Below are 21,349 nucleotides of genomic sequence, written 5' to 3' on the forward strand. Positions count from 1 at the left end.
GAATCCTGGCTGCCGGATCATACCGATCTGATGGTCGAAGCCTATTGCGGCATCGGAGCCATCTCGCTTTTTGCGGCGGATAAAGCTAAAGAAATTATCGGTATCGAATCCGTAGAAGACGCAGTGGCCAACGCGAGTGAAAACGCACTGCTCAACGGCAAGGAAAACCTTTCCTTCGTCTGTCAGGATGCGGCAACGGAACTGAAGCGGATTTCGCAGAAACGTCATGTCGATACGCTGGTCGTCGATCCGCCGAGAAGCGGTCTGGACCGTACCATGAAAGACGCCATCCTGAAAGCACAGCCGCAAAATCTGATCTACGTTTCGTGCAATCCGTCCACGCTAGGAAAAGATCTGGACGTTTTGCAGAAGAAATACGCGATCGAATGCGTACAGCCTTTTGATTTCTTCTCGCAGACTCCGCACGTAGAGACAGCCGTAAAGCTTTCTCTCAAAAATAAAATTCCAAACGGAATCGATCGATCTTCTTTCCATTCCCTTCAAACCCTTCTGCTCCTTCTGTTCGTTTTATCTCTTCGATCCGTGGCCTGTCAGACGATGGAGACGCTGAAGATCCGAACAGGAGGGATAGATTCACAGAACAAAATCCTCATGCCTCTGGATGATTTCCAGATGCATGAGGATTTTCTTTAGCGCAGATCGGCTTTCTTAACGGCACGAAAGGCACCCGATCCGAGGGGCCTGAAGACAGAGGACAGCGCAAATCCGCGCAGGAAAAAAGCTGCCCAAAGGAGCGGACAGGCCATTTTCGGCGAAAGATCAAAGGATAGAAATAAATAAAAATAAGGTATAGAAACGCAAATAAATCCGTCGGATTTCACCAAGGCTCTCGCTAAAAATAATTACCGTAGTTGAAATATAAATAAATTCAAATTGGATAAATTAATACCAGAAAGTAAAAAGTGCAAACGATTGAAATAATTCAAATATATATAAACTGTCAGAATAAAAGCATCATAAATTGAATACTGATTAATTTAGACAAAACCGTTAAGAAAAAGTACATCGCAAGCCACGAAAGCTGACACTATTCTAAATACATTGAGGGGCTGACTCGCTTGCCCAGGCAAGCCATATGACCAGAAACGCCAACTGGTCTGCTGAGCAAAGAAGCCTGCTCTCGCTCAAAAATCCTGCACCTCAATTTCATTAGTATTTCGTTTTTCGAATGACCCGCTCATCTCTTTCTTTCCCAGCACATCGAATTCCTTGCTTTCCCGTCTCGGGTAAAACCAGGAACGCACGAAGATCATCATAAACCATCTAATCCTCAGGAAGAGAGTCCGGGTTTTGTACGGCAGCCCGAGCGCCCCGCTTTCGTATAACTTTACGAACTTGAAAAAGAACGAAGATAAGAGATTTTACAATCCTTAAGAAAAATTCAAATCGATGATGCCCGATTCATCTCGTGGAAAGGACAGGCGTTTATGAATAAAAACTCTCTGCGCCGCAAATCCCGCATTGAACTTCTCGAACTGCTGCTCGCCTCCCGGGAAGAAAATCAGAAGCTTCGCAAGGAAAACGAAGAACTGAAAGCTCAGCTTGCGCAGCGACAGATCCATCTGGAAAACAGCGAATCGCTGGCACATGCGGCCTTGAAACTGGCCGGCGTATTTGAAGCAGCCGATCAGGCAGCTGCTCTCTATCTCGAAAGTCTGAAGGAGAATTATTCCGATCATGAATCAGAAGAATGCACCGAAGAAGCCCTCTGATCCAGACATGCCTTCCGTATCCGAGATCCGAAGCGAAATCGATCGCGTCCGCTATCGAAAACGCTACTGGAAATCGGTTCGCGGCATTCTTCAGACCATCCTGGTCGCGGCAGCGGTGGCCGTTCTGATTTCCATGTTATGGATGCCCGTTCTGGAAATTTACGGACCAAGCATGGCGCCTTCTCTGGAAGAAGGCGATATCGTTGCCGCCATCAAAAACAGCAAATTCGAAACGGGCGATGTCATCGCCTTCTACTACAACAACAAAATTCTCGTAAAACGCGTCATGGCCGGTCCAGGCGACTGGATCGACATTCACGAAGACGGAACCGTTTTTGTGAATGGAGAAGAAATCGATGAACCCTATCTGACAGACAAAGCGTACGGAGATCCCGATATCGAATTTCCTTATCAAGTTCCCGAAGGACGCTGGTTCGTTCTCGGCGATCATCGAAGCATTTCCAAGGACTCCCGAAACGCAGAAATCGGCCCTATCGCTTCTGAAGATATTGTTGGACGGCTCGTCTTCCGCCTCTGGCCCAACCCAGGACCAGCCGGCGACAGTTAACTGTTTCTTCCATAATCCGGATTCATTGTCCTTCCGAATATGGATCCGATTCACATCAATTCGTATAGGCAGTAAAGGTCTCTTGCCAGGGAAGGCAGAGTCGCCTTATTCATACAAAATGGCTTAAGCAAGCCAGAAAGAAGGGATACGCAGACAAAAGAAGGTTTTACCCGTATCAAAACAGGAAAGGCTGAATCAATTCGATCCAACATCATTCCTTGATTTATCCCGGACGTTTACCTTCCTTTACTGCAGGAGATCTGAATCGTCAGGAGTTGAATTCGAACAGCCCAAAAGAGAAAAAGACAACAGAAAGGAAAAACAATGAAATCCAGAAAATTTTTAATTTCATCCGCGATTGCCCTTTCGACAATGCTCGGAACTGCAGCGCCGATGATGAATGCGATGCCGATCTCAGCAACGACAGTAACTGTCTCCAATTTTGCAGAGGGACATGCTTTTACGGCTTATCAGATTTTTACCGGTAAGCTGGAAGGCGACAAACTTGTGGACATCGAGTGGGGAACCAGCGCTGATACAACAGAGCAAGCTGCAATTATTGCTGCATTAAAAGGAGACGATAGCCCGCTTTCGGCAGACAAAATTACAGCACTCGGAGACAACCCGAATGCTGCGGCTGTGGCTAACGCAATTGATGGTCTTAATGCAGAACAAAGCCTGGCACTTGCTAAATTACTGCATCCAATTCTGACCGAGAATGGAAAAGCAATTACATCCAACACAACTGACCTCACACCTGGCTACTATCTGATCAAAGATACAACAGCGGTTGATTCATCTGCCGATGACGTTATTGGTTTGAGCATTCTCCAGGTCGCCAATACTGATGTAGTAATTACACCGAAAAACGCGAAACCAACCGTCGATAAAGAAGTTAGCGACAACGACAATCATGATGAGAGCAATACAGCAGGCTGGGGGAAACGGCTGACCATGAAATTGGCGACACCTTCCAGTTCAGACTGACTGCTACAGTTGCACAGTATGCGGACATCAAAAACTACGATTCTTATAAGCTGGTATTCCATGACACGCTGAGTGCTGGAATTGACTATGTCAGTGAAGGCAATCTGACTGCAGAGATGTTCGTTGGCGACAATACTACTGCAATTGAAGTACCAACAACTACTGCAAAGGATGGCCAGAATCTGACAGTAACTATCGATAACCTGAAAGCTCATTTGCCTGCGGAAATTCAGGAGAATGACGCAATCAGCGTTGTTGTTACCTACAATGCCAAACTGAATGCGCACGCTATGGTTGCTGAAAGTGGCGTTTCTGGGCTCTATAACAACAACAAGGTTTATCTGGAGTACTCCAACAATCCGAATGGGGAAGGAACAGGACAGACCAAAGAGGACTATGTATATGTCTTCACGTATAAACTGACCAACACGAAGACAGATAACATGGGAAACACCCTTCAGGGAGCCGAGTTCGTTCTTAAGAAAGGCGATCGGTTTGCTGCATTCACTAACGGCATTTTTAGCGGCTGGTCGACAGCGCAGGACGACACAACGAAGCTCACATCTGGTGAAGATGGAACGTTCGTACTGACTGGTCTGGATGCAGGAACATACACCCTTGTCGAAACGAAAGCTCCGGAAGGTTATAAGCTGGCTGCTGATACGACGATTACAATCACAGCCAGCCATAAAGAAGATGACGGCGGAGCTGCAGCGACAGTAACTTTATCAGGCGAGAACCACGAAGGTGCTACGGTAGTTGACTCCAAAATCTCCAACCTGCCTGAAACCGGCGGCATGGGTACGACTCTGTTCTATGCAGCTGGCGGAATTCTTGCTGCTGGCGCAGTAATCGCACTGGCTGCAGGCAAGAAAGCAAAAAAGAAGAAGACTAATCTTCAATAACCCACAGGATTCAGGGAGTCTGACTTCCTGAGTCTGGAAAGCCTGGAAGAGTGATTTTCCAGGTTTTCCAGACTCTCCAGAAAAGAGGAGGAGACGGGTTTGAAGTTTTTAAGGAAACATCTAAGAACAATTCTGATTCTTGTCATTCTCATCGCCGGGCTTGGTCTTCTGGCCTATCCAAGTTTTTCAAACTGGTGGAACACCACGCTTGGATCGCATTCCATTGCCCATTATGAGCAGGCGGTTGTGGAAACAGATGAAGAAGATTTGAAAGCCATGCGCGAACAGGCCAATGCCTATAATACGGATCTTTTAACAAGAGCAGACCGCTATCATCCAACCCCAGAACAGCATGCGCAGTACGGCGAACTGTTAAAAATCGGGGATTCAACGGTCATGGGTTCGATTTCGATCCCGCGAATCAAGGTGAATCTTCCGATTTACCACGGAACTTCCGAAGACGTCCTGGCTGCAGGAGCCGGTCATCTGGAAGGTTCGTCTCTTCCGGTTGGCGGAACGGGAACGCATGCGGTCATTACAGGGCATAGAGGCCTTCCTTCCGCAAAGCTGTTCACAGATCTGGATCAGCTGGAAGAAGGAGACCTTTTCGTTTTAAACGTTCTAGGCGAAAAACTGACGTACGCGGTGGACTCGATTCGAATCGTTTTGCCGGCTGAACTCGATCAGCTGACGATCGATCCGACGAAAGACCAGGTCACTCTGGTTACCTGCACTCCGTATGGAATCAACACGCACCGCATTTTAATCACGGGTCTGCGTACGGAAAACGTTGAGGAGTGGTCACTGGATCAGGAAGCGGGAATGATCGACGAGAAAATCGTCGCCCTCTGGATCGGCGCCATTATTCTCGGGGTCCTGCTCATCGTGATGCTTATAAAGACAAGAAAGCCAAAGTCGAAGAAAGGAGAAGCCGATGACTCGATTTAAAAACTGTTTGGAATTGTTTTGACTCTCATGCTGATGGTGCCGATGACAGTTCGAGCCGCAGAAGAAATTGATCTGAGTCGAACAGGTTCTCTGCAGATGACGATTCACAAAGCCGATGGAACGCCAATCTCCGGCGGTTCCATGACGATCATTCCGGTGGCGGATATCGTTCTCGACGAAGAAACCAATCCAAAATTTCAACTGAATGAAACGTTTGCCGAAACGAATGCGGATCTTTCCAACCCGCAAAGAGAAGCGGTCATTGAATATCTGGAAGATTTCGTAAAGAAACACAAGATCGAGGGAACCACACAGACTGTGGATCGTAACGGCATCGCCAGCTTTGGCGAGTGTCCGTTAGGTCTGTATCTCGTAATGCAGAACGAAGCGTCTCCTGGCTACAAGCCCATCCGTTCGTTTTTAATTTCGGTTCCAAATTTCGATGAAGAAGAACAGACCTATACCTACGATGTAATCGCCCTGCCGAAAATGAATACGGATATTGAGATTGACAGTTCTACATCGTCCTCGGATTCGTCTTCTTCCGAATCTTCTTCGAGTTCAACTTCATCGAGCATGAGCTCTTCAAACTCAGACGATTCATCGCATTCATCCAGTAAATCGACCAGCAATTCCATCAGCAGCTCAAACAGCGCACCCAGACCGAAAAAACGCCGCCAACAGGAGCGCAGACCGGAATGACGCTTTTTGAAAGCCTGTTTATTCTTTCCGGTCTTCTGCTGATCGGTCTGTATTTCCTGAAGCGAAAAGAAACATCGAAATAAACGCGAAATAAGAACTACGCATAAAAATGAACCGGAGATCCTTCAGCCGACGAGCGGGTTTTCCACGCCGTCAGGCTTTCTGCAGGGAAATCCGATTCACGGTTTTGAAGCAATTAAGAAATGGAGGAAGCGTATGTCTGGAATGAAAAGATTCTTTCAGAAAAAACATCCGATTTTAATCCGAGTCCTTTCCATACTGACTCTTTTTGCGACTGCCTATACGCTGATTCTGCCTGCAACAGCCCTGGCAAGACCTCAGTACTACTGCGGTATGGAAAAACATGTACACAGCGATACCTGCGAGGAGAACTGCACCCGGATTGAACACGAACATACACGACAATGCGAAGCCAACCTCGAGGCGGATGTGGAAGATGAATCCGTCTGGACAGCGGCTTTTGCGGATGTAATGGCTGAGCCGTCTTCTTCTGGCAAAGCGGCAGCAATCGCTCTTTCGCAAGTTGGCTCACATGTAAGTTCATCTAACTTTCAGGTTCTTGAAGACGGCAGTGAAGCACCATATTCCCGATATGGAGCCTGGGAAGGAAATCCGTATACGACAAACCTTCAGGAAAGCTTCCTTCGTTTTGTCTACAGCTATGCCGGAGCAGATATGAGCAGCTTTGCCAGTCAGTCCGTCAAGGATTGGATGGATCCTCTTCTTGAGGGCGGCCTGCTGCGTTCGGCTGACCAGGCATCGGAAGGCGATCTCGCCTTTGTCGAAGATGAGGGAAAACTGAAAGGCGCGGTTGTCATTAAAGGAAATGAAGAAGCGCTGGATGTTGTGGAAGCCGATGAGGGAGAGATCGTTTCCAAATCGGTAGCCAATGAACATGTCTATGGAACGGTTCGTGTTCTTTTAGATGCCGATCCCGCTGAAGCAGCTTCAACAGATGCTTCCACGGAAGAAAGCGCAGCGTCAAAAAAGCGGAGAACGCAAATCCGGCTGCCGCAAATCAGGTCCTCTCTTACACACCTGCTCAAATTTCACCGCAGGCTGACGAAACAGCAGAGTCCTGTCCTGCAGCCAAATTTCCAGAATCGAATCCGGAAGGAAATCTCGGCGACGAGGGATATAACGAACATCCGACTGCAGCGAAGATTTATTATCGCTATCCTCAGAATTCAGGAAACACCCCGACCGAATGGACAGAAATTGAGCCGGATGACGATAACACGGAAAATGACATTACGTACAAGATGAACGTCGAGTTCAAAATGGTCGTGAATTATGAAAATCTGAAATACACAACCATCGTGGACAACAATCATTCATTCTATTATTCGATTCCTGCTTTCCTCCATTCCAATATGGCAGCAGAGGGAACGCCTCTCATGCACACCTTCGAAAGAGAAGATGGATCAACGAAGACAATCGAACTGGGAAGACTTCATGCCTGTCCAACAGAAGATCATCTCCATATCGATTACAGCAACTATCTGGAACTGGAAGAAAATGATATTAAAACAGGTCAATTCGAATATTCGCTTTTAGCCAATCGAGAAGAAATCTGGGAAAACCCGAATCAGGAATACCAGATTGGAGATAAAAACTACACCTTTAAGTTTGATACCTTGTCCAGCTACAACGATGTGACCGTCCACGATTTCAAAAAAGCAAAAATCCAGAAGGCGGCAATCACGAGAACTATTCCTATGACGAAGAGGGCAACACAATCATTCATTATCAGATCAGCTTTGTGACGGATGATCAGATTGCTCCCGATGCAATCGTCGATGACTGGTGGCCCAACTACAGCTCATGGAGCCAGAAATTTAAAGAAGGTTTTACCCCTTATGAAAATATTCAGTTTTTCTCCGTTGCAAGGGATGGAACCGCGACGGAGATTCCACAGGATCAGTACAGCTGCGTTCTGAGCCGGAATGGCTCCAGTGACCCGCTTGAACTTACGTATCACCCCGTAACGAATCCAAAAGAAACTGTAACGCATACGGTAGAAGGCGCACCGGCGCCGCGTGCAGGGTTTTATCTAGGAACGCTGCAGCCCAATACGCAGTACAGACTGACTTATACCGCCAAATATTCGAAAAACGCGCTAAATCATGGTGTACAGGACATTCGAAACGATTCACGCATTCGATTTGGTACGAGCGATGGCAGAGGCTATGACTGGGAAGATGACCGGCTTCAAAGCACGCTTACCGTTGGGAAATCCAATCTTGGACAGGAAACAAGGACGGATGACGACGGGAACCTCTACCTGACCTACAAACTCAGCGTCATTGCCGGCGAATACAACATGGATGACTGGCCTGTCGGCGTTGTCACCGACTACATGAACTTTCAGGTGGACCATGTGGTGCAGCCTGGCTACTTGTCCTATGTCTCCATGGTGGACTGCCAGTCTTCATCCGATGACCAGAATTACACCTCTATTCCTATAAATGAAGTAACTTTTACAGACCAGGATAATGGAACAATTCGCGAATACCGGATCCCAGCACCTGAAACCATGTCGAGGGGCCAGCGTTACTACATTAAATGCCAAATCCGGATTGACCGGGAACTGATGGTGAAAATGGCCACAGAGAATAAGGAACAGATGACGTATACCAACCTGGCGTATACAGGCGACACGTACAGCAGCTCAGGACCGCATTCGGGAACCGTTTCTCAGAACATTCAGAAATCTGAGATTGTAACCAAAGCCAAGGGCGAAATGCTGACAGAAAACACGCCGATGACCATGACCGGCGATGTTTACGATGCAGCGGGTCAGAAGACGAATGTCACTGAATTCACAGTTCCCATCCACTCCGTACAGTACTCCATCAAAATCAACGAAGATGGAAAGGCAAATGTAGGATCGGCTGCTCTGACCGACGAGCTTTCCGTCAGCGGAACCATTTCCGATCAGTTCAGCTTTACAGGCTATGCAGCTCTGAAAGTTTATGACGGCCGACAGGATCCTGGAAAAGAAGCGATGGGGACGATCTGGTTCAAACTGCCGGACGACCAGCAGAGTTTTCAGTTTGATCTTTCCAAATACAAGGCTTCAGTGGATGAGATAAAAGGGGCACACACACCGGAACACGCACTCAGCTACGAACTGATTTACTATGTTCGCGCGAAAGACGGTGCGGATAACCTGATGCTTACAAACGAACTGAATGGTTCCGTCGGCGTAGGCATTGGAGACAGTGTAGTCCCTGTGGAGCAGCACATTCACGTTTCCCATCTGATCGTTACAAGTGAAGAACTGAGCGCGGTAAAACGCGGCGTCTCTTATCTCAGCACGCAGGAAGATCATGAGGCCAATGGTACATGGAAAGCCGGTCGACAAATCTGGCTGGTTGAGGTCAGCGGATCGACGATCAGCAAAGAATCAACCCTTTCGGATACCCTTACCAATCAGACGAATTTGTCGGGCGAGTACTTCACCCATTACGTACCAGGAGAATCCGTGATTGGTCTGTACAGAGGAACCCTTGAATTCGCGTTTGACGGCACCCAGAATATCGAGGGAGATGTCAGTCATACCTCGACGAGCTATCCAGCAGGCAGCTTGCCTTCTTATACGTATCAGGATTTTTTAACTGCCTTTAACAGCCAGACAAGCCGGATTGATGAAGATCTGTATACAGTGACGTATGCTTCCGATAATCGAACCGTAAACATCCGGTTTAAAGAGAACTATTCTTTAATCGATGAAAATGGAGATAAGCAGAAGCTGTATATTCTGCTCCAGTCCACGCCTGATGAAAATTCGTTCAACGGAGGGGAGCAGGATCTGATCTGGAAACGCAATCAGGCCAATATATCCACTGGAAATGGTTTTTCAGCCATTCAGGGAAATGAAACGAAAAAGCTGGCGGATGCGCAATATGGTTTCCGTTCGTACTACAGCATCCATAAAAGTGCCGGAAGCCGGTTCGCGTATCAGAACGGCGAGTTTAAAAGCTGGATGATTCAAATCTGAACAGTGTTCTTTCTCTATTCAATACAAATCTCAAGCCGATTCTGGATGAAAAGATTGCGGACGGCGAACTGTCGAATCATGAAATTTACGATGACTGGACCCTTCTTGTAAACAGACAGGGCGGTGATACAAATTCGAATACCCCTTACTCTGGAACGTTCAAAATTGTGGATACGATTTCTGATAATGCAAGTTTCGTAGGAGCCTTCCTGGCGAATACTGGCGAAAATCAGCCGACCATCGACAGCATTACCGTTGAAGGGCAGAAGGTAACGATTATTGTCAGCAACGTTAGTCCTCGCCAGGCTTTCACCATCCATTTGATTTCCAAGCTGAATGTGGACTGGGATGAAGCGATCGCATCGGATTCTCGAATTTCCGTGGTGAACCATGTTGACCTGTATCATGACCAGAACCGAATTGGAGTCGACGAAGAGACGAAAAATACGAAACTGTCCAATCCAATTTCGAAAGATTCCGCAACGCTGGTCGACGATACAACTGCACTTTCCGGGAAATCGACGATTGAATACTCGATTGATCTCAATGAAAATCGACTGGATCTGATTGAGAGTGCAGATACCATCGATCTGCAGGATACGTATGATCCGGATGTCATTGAAATCATTCCAGATACGATTCAGGTCACAGCAGATGGAGCAGCGTATACCGACTTTACGGTTGAATTCCGTAAAGAAGAAGGAACTGTCATCATTCGTAACCTTCCGGATCAGAAACGAATTCACATTACGTATTCCGCTTCTCTTCAGGTTCCGCCTGGAGAAAATTCATTCTCCATCAGTAACAGCTGCACGTGGCTGGGCTATGGAAAAGACGCACCATCTTCTACGTTTACCAAGTGGGCCACCAATACGATTGGCGGTACTTCATCGAGCGTGAACATCACCCCGAAAGTAACCCTGAAAAAGTCGACGCCAACAATGCCACGCAGGGCCTTGCCGGAGCAACGTTTTCATTCACTGCGGGAACGGTGACGAATGGGGTGTTTAAAGCGAATGAAAATAACAGTTATTCTTTCACTGCCACTACGGATTCGAACGGGCAGATTATCGCAAACGAAGCGCATGGAAATAAACTGGAGCCGAATATCTGGTACAAAGTGGAAGAAACGAGCGTACCGGCCGGATACGATCCGAATTCGATCGAAGATCCTCAATACTTCTATATTTATAAGGATTTACAGCATTTCCCGGCGGAAAACGAGCGCCCGAGAGAAGGGAGGGTGAACATTTCCGAACTGAGTCCGGATAAGATTCTTTATCTGACTTTCACAAACAAGAAACCTGTCTTCTCAATCACGATTCGCAAATCGTTCTCTGAAGCCGGTCTTCTGCCAGGAAACTATACCTTTGGCGTTTATGACCGAGAATCCGATCCGAACGATGCATCACAGCAGCCGCTTAAGAAAGTGACCATTACGGTCACACCGCAGGATGCTTCCGACTCGACGGAAAAGACAGCGGATGCGGTGATCGACAATCTGGAAATCCGGAACGATCCGTATTACGTGTATGAGCTCGGCGAAGATGGCAAGCCCTGCCCTAAATACTGGACTTCTTCGGCAAACGACCAGCTTTTCGAAGTCATCTATCCGGCAAACGGCAATGGGGTCACGTATTCCAATGCGTCCGAGACGGATCGCAATGTGATCTTTGAAGTGCAGAACCATCCGATTTACGAACTTCCAGAGACTGGCGGTGTTGGTACGTCTATCTTCTATGCAGGCGGAAGTGCACTGGTTCTGAGTGCAGCCTGTCTTGTGCTGCTTCTTCGCCGCAAGGATTAAAATTCCAAATCACAAATCCAAAAGCAGACTTAAGAAACACCGTATTCAAAATCAATCGCCCCGGATCGGCAATATCCTTCGATCCGGGGCGATTTTTATACGGAGTCGGTGAACAGTTTGAAAATTCTCCGTTTGTTTGTAAGTGTCAAACAATCGACGGGTATACGCGAGACTGAATATTAGATACGCTAAACGGGATCCCTTTCGAGATCCCGCTTGGCGTATTTTTTATTCTTCATCGTTTTCTTCATACTTCGGATCCGGTCCACGGTATCCAATTCGAAGATATTCAGGTAAATCCTTTGAATACGGCAGAAGTGACTTCAATACATCTACCGCGATTTCATCGTCTTTGAACCATTTGAGTTCATCCAGAACGTACTCCATGTAGCGCTCTGGATTTAAGTCGTTCATTTCAGCCGATCGAAACAAAGTCATAAACGCTGCGACGACTTCCGCACCTTTGATACTCTTCGTAGTCTGGAAGTTTTTGCGATTGATCACGAATGGCTTTACGGCTCTTTCTGCCACATTATTGTCGATCGGATAATCACCGTCTTCCAGGTACCTTCCCAACGAGTTCGCTCGATCCATGAAGTACTTGGCTGCTCTGTAGGCGGTGCTTCTTTCCTCGAATCCACTCTGAATCTCCATCATGACTCTTGTGAGTCTTTCAAAGCAGGGCTTTGAAAGTTCCTGCCGAACTTCGGTTCTCGCCTCGTGCGAGTAAGAAGCAACGTGGGATTCGATGTGGTAGAGCTTCCCGAACAGAGACAGGGCTGTGAGCAGAATCTGGAGACCCGGACTTGGTTCGGGTCTCTCTGTTTCGTCCAGCTGGGCTGCCGCTTCTGCGGCCTCTTCGTCGTTCTCCAGTGTGGTCTTTTCCCACTTCAGGACGTCTGCCTGATACTGCGCGAAGTCTGACCGGACTTTGATGGCTTCGAAGATCTTTCTTCTCGCATGGGCCATACAGTTGAGCTTTCTGCAGGGGCCATAGTAGTTGGCATATGCATAAAGCCCGTCTGTCATAAGGGCATGACGAAAAGAACCGCCAAGGAGGGCGATTACGAACTCCTGTTTCTTGTAAGGGAAAAACTTATAGACAGCCATCTGGTTCTCTTCATAGATTCCGCTGACGGCGACAACCATAGAAGACTGTTTTCGATCTTTAACCTCCGTGCACTTTAAAACCGTCTCATCCATATGGACGACGTTACAGTTTGGGAGATCCTCAATCATTTGTTTTACGAGGGGCTTCAGATAAAGATCGTAAGTTTTTCCAGGATGTTGCCCATGGTCTGACGGCTGATCGGCAGTCCCGTGAGACTCAGGTGCTTTTCCTGACGATAGGCCGGGGTTCCCATTACGAACTTATCGTAGGCAATTCCCGCGACCATAGAGGAAGTTGCGACACTCTTGTCGATCAGTGCAGGCTCGTCAGGTTCGGCGGTGCGGATGATGGCTTTCCCGTTTTCATCCGTACACTTGTTTGGGCACGCGACTGTCTCACGCAGCACTTCTTCCAGCCTATAGCGAGCGGGAATCCGATGAATCCTATAGTGACGTTTCATTCCAACAGTTTTCATCTCACAGCCGCAAACTGGGCAAATGCGCTTTTCCCCTTCTACACTGAAGGTAGTGGTTTCTTTGACCGCTTCCTGCTTTCTGCACTTGGTGGAAGGTTTTTCTTGCTTCCTTCAACAGAACTGAGCTTTAAATCTTCAGCTTCTTTACGATAGCGGTCTCCCTCTTCCTGATATTTCGCAGCCCGGTTAAAACAAACATCGGCTTTCAGATCAAGCTGAGCCAGCTGTTTATTCAGAATATTGATATCTGGGCCGCCGTCCTCGTTTTCAGAGTAATCCAGTTTCAAGGGAACCATCTTTTCCGTAGAAGGACCAAAGCGGCCGCTTTTCACGGCTTTATTGATTTCTTTAGCGAAATAGAGATCCAGGTACATATCCTCAATAAATTTGTCTTTCTCTTCTTCCGTCATGGTGCTGATCTGATGATGAAGATCTTCGAGGAGCTCGTTGCGGATTGTCTGGTAAGGGTTCGGCACATTCATGTATTAATTTTAACATATTTAGAGCGATAGATAAAGTAAATGGGATGATTTATCTTGATATTCCTTCAAGAAAATCATCCTTTTAAATTGGTTTAAACATACTTATAAGTTCGTGGCAGAAATGCCGGCTGGGGAACAATCGACAGACCGGAAAGCAGAGAAGCCAGCTGCGAACAGTCAATTCGCATGAAGTCGGACTGGTCAGTGCTGACAGGCCACTGAAGGGAAGATCTGGAGAGTCGCTTATAAACAAGCCAGAATCCATTTCCGTCACGAAGGATACCTTTGATCTTGTTCTTCTGTCGATTAACGAAGAGAAAGAGGGATCCATCCAGCGGATCCAGAGCGAGAGGTCCTTGAACCAGGGAGACGTAACCGTCAATTCCTTTGCGAAGGTCAGCAGGCATCTGAGCCAGATAGATGTTTTTAACTTTGGAGAAATCGATACCGAGATCGATTGCAGGGATGATTGATTCCATGAAAAAGCCTCCTTGAATAAAGGAATTATCCCAAGGAGGCGGTCGAGAAAATACCCGTCTTTTATTTGACGCTTACGTTTGTTTCGAGCGGCCCAACAGAAAAGTCTGCTTTGCCAGCAGAAGAGCAGACAAAGCAGACGGATTTTCGATGGGAGGCTCAAGTGCCGGTGAAGGCCGTAAAGCCTTAGCTTTCAAGGTTATGGTTCTTCTGGGTCTGGAATGCGCAGAATCCAGACCGAAACCGGTGTCAGATGCCAGGCGTTTCGATAGGACGCAGGGTGAGAAGATCCTCTTCCATCTGTCGGATGATGCTGTCGGCTGGATTTTTGAGCTTTCCATAAGAAATCCGGAGCCGTTTTGTGGTAAACAGACACGCGTAGACAAACAGATCCAGAAACAGAATCTGGTCCTCATAAGGGTCGAGCGTTTTCAGATCCTTGATCAGTTTATCCACTTTTTCAGATGCTGTTGAATCTGGTTCAGGGAAAGACGGGAATCACTGGAACTGATCATCAGAATACGGAGAAGCAGGCCTGTTTTCTTTGCCAGTCGGGCAGCCTCTGGATAAGAAGAGTTCATGTACGGTTTAATTTCCTCAAGCAAAGCAGGAAGCGGTTTGCTGATTCGATTTGCCAGATAGCCTGCCTGAATATAGATCAGAACCGTGCTGACCATCGTCTCGAGCTCCGGATCCTTTTTCATTTCCGGCCATTCGCCGACTGTGGAAGCCAGGGTACGGAGTACCTTATTTAAGTATTCGACATTTAAGTATTCAGCCGTTTTGTCCCTTTTGCCGCCGCTTCCTGGAGAGCAATACTCAGCTGAAGACAGACACGCATGCGGAGAAGCGAAACGGAACATCTCTGTTCGACCAGAGCGGCAAGCTGCAGAGCCTGTCTTATCGAATCCGAATCGGATCGGGTTATGACGGACAGTCCCGGGAGCAGGCTGCCGATTCGATAGGAAAGTTCAAGAATATCTTCCGCATACGGGGCGAGTTCCTCATCGAGCAGCACCTTTTCCTGCAGGTTCGTCCAGTCTGGATCCGATACCGTCCAGATTCTCAAAAAATTGCGAGAACTTCTGTAGCGGAGCCCCACAGCAGCTGGGCAATCATCAATTCGTTATTGCAGGCCGCATAAGCCTCAGGAACAGGGGCAGCATACGAACCCTTTGCTGTGGTATACCGGAGCGCCGCGATAGAAAACAGGGCTTCGCGAAACAGACCCGGATTCTCGGAAACCACATCCGAATTCTCTTCAAAAGCCGCGAGACGGCTGAGTTCCCGGCCGATCATTTCGGACATTCGAAGCGGACTGTCCTCCTTAAGTGCGGCCGCAAAAGCGGATCGAGCAGCGAGTGTCACCATGCTCATATACGCGTCACTGTCAGAGAATGTGTTCATACTTGTCGTTGCATCACAAATATCTTCAATCCCGTCATAATCTTCGGCCTCGATTAAGCCGTTGAGCGTTGTAATAAAGGCTTTTGCGAGGGAAGCCGCATTATCGGGATACATATTGTCCCCATGATACGCATGATCCAGAAGGGAAATGATCGACAGGTACTCGGCGTACATCGAGGAGGGGATGCGTTAAACAGCAGCCCTCTCTGGACTTCCGGGAGCTGGAAAATCACGGAATCCGGATCCAGTCGGGTGGACGATTCCTCCTCCAGAAGCTCCATCAGCGTTTCACTGGCCTGCTTTGCGGCGGTTTTGTCTTTGCAGAGAATGGCATCGGTGAGACGGAGATACCAGGCTTCTTCCCGGATTTTCTGCATCGTGCTCGACAGACCAAATTTTTGGATATGGTCTTTGGCCCGCTCACACGCCTGCTTTGCCATGTATAAACATGCCGGATAGGCAGCGCAGCTGCCCAGCAGTCGGGATACAGAGCAGCAGGCTTCCGTGGCAAAACCGAGTTCCTGTTCAGTCTGCGGGTTCCACTGGTTTAAAATCGCGAGGATATTCAAAATCAGCCGCGGTACTTCGACTGGCGAAACCTGCTGGAAATTGAAGGCAGCGGAGCTGAGAAGCTCGATTCGCTTCATTTCCAGACCGATGGCTGGATTGTATTCACTGGCTTTGTCGGGATGCTGCTGTTCAAAGAGCTCCTTGTTGTAGTCGTCAATAAAGGCGATCAGCAGATCGTAAAGTTCGCTGGCCACAAGCGGTGCGCCTTCTTCCGTCGCTCGCTGCGCATCGTGTAAATAGGAGTCAAAGTAAGCGAAGATACTTTCGTTATCCATATAAGTAAACGATTCACGAAGCGCGAGATACAGACGGAAGACGGGATCGAAATCCGTATCCCGCGTATTCAGAGTGTACTCATCGAGAAGGGTTTCCACCGTATGCAAAGCCAGTGCCGTATGGAGCGTCGGATACAGATTGAGCGTGTGAAAAATGGTGAAGACCACATGGGGAATTTGCGAAGGCTTCCACGAATTGTTCACGAGAAACAGGCACAGGCAGTCCATGCCTTCCAGCGACAGAATCTGTTCGTTCTCCGCTAAGGAAAGCATAATTTTGGAAATGCCCGTGCGCAGATCGGCGAACTCCTGCAGGTCATCTGCCATTTCCAGAGCGTATCCGATCATCAGAGCAAAGTTGTAAAAGGCATGAAGCAGCGTCTGATTCGGGTGACGCTCTGGAACGAGAACCGAAGAGGTTTTACGGAAAATATCCTTGCACAGCTCCATGACCCGCTCACGCTGATCCGGTGGACAGACTTTATACAGGGCACAGACGGCATAGTACAGAACCGGCAGGTCCAGTCTGTCGTACGAAGCGCAGTCCTCAAGGGATGAAATCAGGCGCGCACAGAGATTCGTCAGAAAGTCGGAATAGCCAGGTTCATTTTTCAGCTGGTCAAGGTATTGCGTATCTTCATCGGAGAGCAGAGCCGTTTCTCCAAGCGGTGCAAAAATCAGCAGCAGATTTTCGAGGGAATAGACGACTTCTTCCGGATACAGCTGAAACACCGGCTGCATGACCAGAGCGCTGATTTCCTCCGTGAGCGGCGGATTATAGCGGATCATAAAATGGAGAACGTTCTGTACGCAGCGCAGGCGAAGCGCTTCCGTCTCGGGATGGTCCGGATCGAAGGAAAGATCCAGCGAACCGGCGGATTCAGCGTAATTCTGTACGTAGCCGGGAGAAAGGGCCGTAAGAATCTGATTGTAGAGCCATTCTACATAGCTCCATTCCAGATGGCGGAACGGATTGGCCATCAGTTCCTCATAGTGTTCCGCGTTCTCTCGAAGCAGGGCCGGAATCCGGTCTGGATCGCCATCCACGAACGCTTCGAAAAGAGGCAGAAAGTCTTCGTCATCGTTCAGTGCTTTTTGAAGAGCGAAAACGAGCAGATCCAGCAGGGCTTCGCCGGCATCTGCCAGAATGGTTTCTCTGTTTTCGGCGCCTTGTCCCGGCTCTGTCGTCTGCTTGCCAAGATCAAAAAACCTGTTCCACCTGACGATAGGCAGCCGTATCGATAAGCGCGTTGTACCCTTCCAGCACACTGCTCAAGCCGTATTTCTCAGTCCATAATCGCGTGCTCAGACAGAGCGTCTCGACCTTATCGTCTCGCTGCTCCTGGGCGTCTTCCGTTTTGGACAGGGTGGAAACCAGATCCAGAGTCGGTCCCATCAGTTTCATGCAGGGCATAGATTCAAAGTCCGCCAGCTGTACGTTTTTATAGAGGAGCATTCCGGTGTCATTGCTCGTCTGCAGGTAACGAAGGGAAGACGTCTCGTTCAGCGCTGTCGCCAGCAGGGCGAAGAAAAAGAAGACAATAACATCCGAACTGGACGTTTTGGACAGCGGGAAGCGAATGGTGCGGTTCGGATCAGACCAGGTCAGAACCGGTCCAAGATTCAGGGCTTCATCCGGTGCGCTCACCGACAGAGAAGCCGCAATGGGACGCGGCCGTCCGGTCGGCGTGAACGGCTCCGTAATTTTCCGGCCGTCCCAGTAAAGGGAAGGTTCCCCGTTTTCCAGCGCCTTGTGAATGGTCTGAACAGCTTTGAGCGAATTCAAAGGCGCAATGGTTTTCATGTTTAATGTGAAGTTGATTTTTTCAGACATATATCCAGTATAGAAGAATGAAAAAGGAAAGACTGAAAACAATTTCTTTCTCTGTGTGGATTGTTAAAACGTATAAACGATCCGGGAACTGCGCCCCAAAGAAAAAAGCGGATTCGCCCGGTGAAAAATGGAAATTTTCGCCCTGAAAACCGCCTGACCAATCTAGCCTGTTTTGCGTCCGTTCTGGCCCGCAGATAGCCGTTTCGAACGCGGAAAAGACGGGCGAAAATTGGTAAAACCGTCCGTAAGGCGTAAATGCCGCATTTTAAACCCACGTCAAATGTCTACTCTGCATAGGTGAATGAAATTGCATCGACATGGTGAAAAACATGAACATCGCCCATGAATAAAGGGGAATTAAGGTTTTCTAAAACTTTTACAGAGCTATTGAATATGGTTTCCAATAGGTATATGAACAAGAAAAAGAACGTGCAGACATACGCCCAGACAAAGGAGGGAGTATACCGTGGAAATTCGTACAGAGAGACTGACGCTCAGAACATGGCAGGCGGACGATGCAGCAGCTCTTTACGCGCTGGCCAGCGAACCGGAAATCGGCGAAAAGTGCGGCTGGGTTCCTCATTCCTCCGCAGAGTACAGCGCCATGGTGATTGATTCCTCGCTCCAGAACGATGAGGCGTATGCGATCGTGCTCAGCGAAAACAATACGATCATCGGTTCGGTTTCGATCAAGCTCGACGGCGATTCTGATCTTTCCAACTGGGAAGACGAAGGCGAAATCGGCGTCTGGATCGGCAAGCCGTACTGGAAAAAGGCTACGCCACAGAAGCCTGTGCCGCTCTTCTCGATCACGCTTTTTACGATCTGGATCTTTCCAAAATCTGGGCCGGCCATTACCATGGGAACCTGGCTTCGCGAAAACTGCAGCAGGGTCTTGGCTTTGAGCAGGAAAGAACCGAAGAAGAATATCTGATCAAGCACCTTAAGCGCATGACCAAGCTTCACGTTTTCTCCCTGACCAGAGAAAAGTGGCAGGCACTGCATCCATACCCCCAGAAACTGGAAAACTGAAATCGAAAGACCTCATGATTTTCAAAAATTCTAGCGTTCTAAAGCGACGCACAAAGTCCTTCCCCGGCTTTGTGCGTCGTTTTGTCTATGCATAGGCTTCGGGCGTCGGCTGGAAACGGATTTGAAAACTGTGCCACAATAAGCGTGGAAAAGCCTCTAGGTTGAATCAAAAACCCTGAAATTTGAAATGGAGGGATCTCTATGGCTTGTACTACAATTCTGGTTGGCAAAAGGCTTCGCTTGACGGCTCAACCATGATCGCGCGAAATGACGACAATCCAAACGGACATTTTGCGATCAAAAATACTGCATGGTGCTTCCGGAAGAACAGCCCCGCACCTATCATTCCGTAATTTCTCATCTGGAAGTCAAACTTCCGGATAACCCGATGCGCTACAGCGCGCTTCCAAACGTAAATCCCGAAGAAAAGGGAATCTGGGCAGGTTCCGGCATTAACGCCGACAACGTCGCCATGACCGCAACCGAAACCATCACCTCAAACGTCCGCGTTCTCGGCGCCGATCCGCTGGTTGTGTATACTCCAGCACAAAACGGCGAAAGCGAAAAACCGGGCGGCATCGGCGAAGAAGATATCGTTGTCCTCGTTTTGCCGTATATTCACAGCGCACGGGAAGGCGTTATGCGTCTGGGCTCCCTGCTGGAAGAATATGGTACGTATGAAATGAACGGCATCGCCTTCTCGGATCAGGACGAAGTCTGGTTTTGGAAAGCGTCGGCGGCCATCACTGGATTGCCAGCCGTCTGCCGGACGATCACTATTCCGTTATCCCAAACAGCTTTATCGAAGACACCTTTGATCTCGATGACGCTTTAGGCAAAAAGGAAAACTTCATGTGCTCGCCAGATCTGGAAACCTTCATTAACGAAAACAGTCTGGCCCGCATTGTCGACGGCCGCTTCAATCCGCGTGTCGCCTTTGGCAGCCACACCGATGCCGACCATGTGTATAACACCCCGCGTCTCTGGTACGGCCAGCGCTATTTCAACCCGACGACCGTTCGCTGGGATGGAGAAGACGCTGAATTTACGCCGCAGAGCGACAACATGCCGTTCAGCCGCAAACCGGAACATCTGATTACCGTAGACGATGTCAAATACGTGCTGTCCTCGACGTATCAGGGCACCCCGTACGATCCGTATTCGTCTTCGCCAAAAGGCCGTCTGTTCCGTACGATCGGCATTAACCGCACCGCGTTCCTTTCGCTCAGCCAGATCCGCGGCGATCTGCCCGATCCCGTCAAAAGCATTCAGTGGATTACGTTCGCATCCAACGTCTACAACGCACTCGTTCCGCAGTTTGCAAACGTAACCGAAGTGCCGACGTATTTCTCCAACACGAAACTGCAGTGCAATACCAACAGCTTCTACTGGGACAACCGTCTGATCAGCGCCCTGGCCGATGCCCATCACAGCGATGCCATCGTCTTTGTCGAACGCTATCAGCAGGCCCTTGGTGCCGCTGCCCGTCATGTCGTTGACGAAACGATCGCCAAAGCACTCAAAGGCGAAAGCAGCGAAGCGCTTCTGCAGGCCGCTAACCAGCAGATTGCCGATCTGGCGCAGAGTCAGACCCAGGGTCTGGTCGATCAGGTTCTCTTTACCGCAACCTGCAATATGACTAACGCCTACCAGCGCTCCGATCAGTAAAGCCTGGCCAGAGAAAGCTCGGATTTCATCCCGAATGTTCCAGCACAGGAAAACTCCAGCTTTCCGTTTACTGACATAACCGATCCAGAATCGAAACGCCGCAAAGACAGAACCGACTGTCGCTGCGGCGTTTTTCTATGCAGACAGGAAAAGCGGACAGACAAAAACCCCGGGATACCGATTGGCTTCCCGGGGTAAGTGAGTTCTTTTCGGATTCAGACGATCGCGCTACGGCCCTTTTGTGAATTGTTTCGGCCCTGCTCGCGTAACTTCCAGCTCCACGTCCTCGTTTCTTTCAGACTGAACTCGACAATCGCATAAGCTGCAGTTCTGAAAGCAATGCC

The 21,349-nt window shown here is 48.7% G+C and carries 22 protein-coding genes and 2 pseudogenes; 14 read left to right on the plus strand and 10 right to left on the minus strand.

Features of this window, described 5'->3' with window-relative positions; genetic code table 11:
• The first annotated feature begins 9 nt into the window (after positions 1–9).
• From KWG61_RS05455 to KWG61_RS05510, 12 genes are all read left to right on the plus strand, one after another.
• The gene (locus KWG61_RS05455; RefSeq protein ID WP_242745569.1) at positions 10–654 is read left to right on the plus strand and encodes a class I SAM-dependent RNA methyltransferase; all 645 of its coding nucleotides are present in this window, start codon (positions 10–12) and stop codon (positions 652–654) included.
• A 794-nt stretch (positions 655–1,448) separates the two neighbouring features.
• Positions 1,449–1,733 (plus strand): hypothetical protein, encoded by a 285-nt coding sequence (locus KWG61_RS05460; protein ID WP_230267674.1) that lies wholly within the window; start codon positions 1,449–1,451, stop codon positions 1,731–1,733.
• A complete protein-coding gene (gene lepB, locus KWG61_RS05465) occupies positions 1,699–2,301 on the plus strand; it encodes a signal peptidase I (RefSeq protein ID WP_230267675.1) in 603 nt (200 codons plus the stop codon). Before KWG61_RS05460 ends, lepB begins: the two co-directional genes overlap by 35 nt.
• Positions 2,302–2,625: 324 nt before the next feature.
• Positions 2,626–3,288, plus strand: coding sequence for a hypothetical protein (locus KWG61_RS05470; RefSeq protein WP_242745190.1), 663 nt, complete (start codon positions 2,626–2,628; stop codon positions 3,286–3,288).
• Entirely contained in the window at positions 3,285–4,193 is a 909-nt protein-coding gene (locus tag KWG61_RS05475) for a SpaA isopeptide-forming pilin-related protein (protein ID WP_242745571.1), read from the plus strand. The genes KWG61_RS05470 and KWG61_RS05475 overlap by 4 nt, the downstream gene beginning before the upstream one ends.
• A 99-nt stretch (positions 4,194–4,292) precedes the next feature.
• Positions 4,293–5,141: a class C sortase gene (locus tag KWG61_RS05480; protein ID WP_230267677.1), complete on the plus strand. Its 849-nt coding sequence runs from the start codon at positions 4,293–4,295 to the stop codon at positions 5,139–5,141.
• Between the two features lie 18 nt (positions 5,142–5,159).
• Entirely contained in the window at positions 5,160–5,843 is a 684-nt protein-coding gene (locus KWG61_RS05485; RefSeq protein ID WP_242745191.1) for a hypothetical protein, read from the plus strand.
• A 354-nt stretch (positions 5,844–6,197) separates the two neighbouring features.
• Positions 6,198–7,130: a hypothetical protein gene (locus KWG61_RS05490; RefSeq protein ID WP_242745192.1), complete on the plus strand. Its 933-nt coding sequence runs from the start codon at positions 6,198–6,200 to the stop codon at positions 7,128–7,130.
• Between the two features lie 53 nt (positions 7,131–7,183).
• Complete coding sequence (locus KWG61_RS05495) at positions 7,184–7,630, plus strand: hypothetical protein (protein ID WP_242745193.1); 447 nt, start codon at positions 7,184–7,186, stop codon at positions 7,628–7,630.
• Positions 7,627–9,867, plus strand: a complete 2,241-nt coding sequence (locus KWG61_RS05500) for a hypothetical protein (protein WP_242745194.1) — start codon at positions 7,627–7,629, stop codon at positions 9,865–9,867. Before KWG61_RS05495 ends, KWG61_RS05500 begins: the two co-directional genes overlap by 4 nt.
• 167 nt (positions 9,868–10,034) lie before the next feature.
• Entirely contained in the window at positions 10,035–10,862 is an 828-nt protein-coding gene (locus KWG61_RS05505) for a hypothetical protein (RefSeq protein WP_242745195.1), read from the plus strand.
• Between the two features lie 8 nt (positions 10,863–10,870).
• Complete coding sequence (locus KWG61_RS05510) at positions 10,871–11,674, plus strand: LPXTG cell wall anchor domain-containing protein (protein ID WP_242745196.1); 804 nt, start codon at positions 10,871–10,873, stop codon at positions 11,672–11,674.
• Positions 11,675–11,902: 228 nt separating this feature from the next.
• On the opposite strand, the gene KWG61_RS05515 is transcribed toward KWG61_RS05510, so the two are convergent.
• From KWG61_RS05515 to KWG61_RS05555, 10 genes are all read right to left on the minus strand, one after another.
• A complete protein-coding gene (locus tag KWG61_RS05515; RefSeq protein WP_242743364.1) occupies positions 11,903–12,913 on the minus strand; it encodes a transposase in 1,011 nt (336 codons plus the stop codon).
• 17 nt (positions 12,914–12,930) lie between these two features.
• On the minus strand, positions 12,931–13,260 hold the full coding sequence (locus tag KWG61_RS16030; protein ID WP_256460690.1) for a transposase: 330 nt from the start codon (positions 13,258–13,260) through the stop codon (positions 12,931–12,933).
• Between the two features lie 38 nt (positions 13,261–13,298).
• Positions 13,299–13,742 (minus strand): hypothetical protein, encoded by a 444-nt coding sequence (locus KWG61_RS05520; protein WP_242743428.1) that lies wholly within the window; start codon positions 13,740–13,742, stop codon positions 13,299–13,301.
• Between the two features lie 92 nt (positions 13,743–13,834).
• Positions 13,835–14,221: an IS66 family insertion sequence element accessory protein TnpB gene (tnpB, locus tag KWG61_RS05525; RefSeq protein WP_230268547.1), complete on the minus strand. Its 387-nt coding sequence runs from the start codon at positions 14,219–14,221 to the stop codon at positions 13,835–13,837.
• A gap of 247 nt (positions 14,222–14,468) precedes the next feature.
• The gene (locus tag KWG61_RS05530) at positions 14,469–14,675 is read right to left on the minus strand and encodes a hypothetical protein (RefSeq protein WP_242745197.1); all 207 of its coding nucleotides are present in this window, start codon (positions 14,673–14,675) and stop codon (positions 14,469–14,471) included.
• Positions 14,663–14,923 (minus strand): hypothetical protein, encoded by a 261-nt coding sequence (locus tag KWG61_RS05535; protein WP_242745198.1) that lies wholly within the window; start codon positions 14,921–14,923, stop codon positions 14,663–14,665. Before KWG61_RS05535 ends, KWG61_RS05530 begins: the two co-directional genes overlap by 13 nt.
• A gap of 62 nt (positions 14,924–14,985) precedes the next feature.
• Positions 14,986–15,288, minus strand: a complete 303-nt coding sequence (locus KWG61_RS05540) for a hypothetical protein (protein ID WP_242745199.1) — start codon at positions 15,286–15,288, stop codon at positions 14,986–14,988.
• Positions 15,285–15,740 (minus strand): hypothetical protein, encoded by a 456-nt coding sequence (locus KWG61_RS05545; RefSeq protein ID WP_242745200.1) that lies wholly within the window; start codon positions 15,738–15,740, stop codon positions 15,285–15,287. Before KWG61_RS05545 ends, KWG61_RS05540 begins: the two co-directional genes overlap by 4 nt.
• Complete coding sequence (locus KWG61_RS05550) at positions 15,680–17,740, minus strand: hypothetical protein (RefSeq protein ID WP_242745201.1); 2,061 nt, start codon at positions 17,738–17,740, stop codon at positions 15,680–15,682. Before KWG61_RS05550 ends, KWG61_RS05545 begins: the two co-directional genes overlap by 61 nt.
• Entirely contained in the window at positions 17,673–18,305 is a 633-nt protein-coding gene (locus KWG61_RS05555) for a hypothetical protein (RefSeq protein WP_242745202.1), read from the minus strand. Before KWG61_RS05555 ends, KWG61_RS05550 begins: the two co-directional genes overlap by 68 nt.
• A gap of 466 nt (positions 18,306–18,771) precedes the next feature.
• On the opposite strand from KWG61_RS05555, the pseudogene KWG61_RS05560 reads away from it, so the two are divergent.
• A pseudogene (locus tag KWG61_RS05560) lies at positions 18,772–19,337 on the plus strand (GNAT family N-acetyltransferase).
• A 310-nt stretch (positions 19,338–19,647) separates the two neighbouring features.
• Positions 19,648–21,005 (plus strand): annotated as a pseudogene (locus KWG61_RS05565) (C69 family dipeptidase).
• The last annotated feature ends 344 nt before the right edge of the window (positions 21,006–21,349 follow it).

Origin of the sequence: Allobaculum sp. Allo2, from assembly GCF_022701175.1 — a bacterium.
Taxonomy (GTDB): Bacteria; Bacillota_I; Bacilli_A; order Erysipelotrichales; family Erysipelotrichaceae; genus Allobaculum; species Allobaculum fili.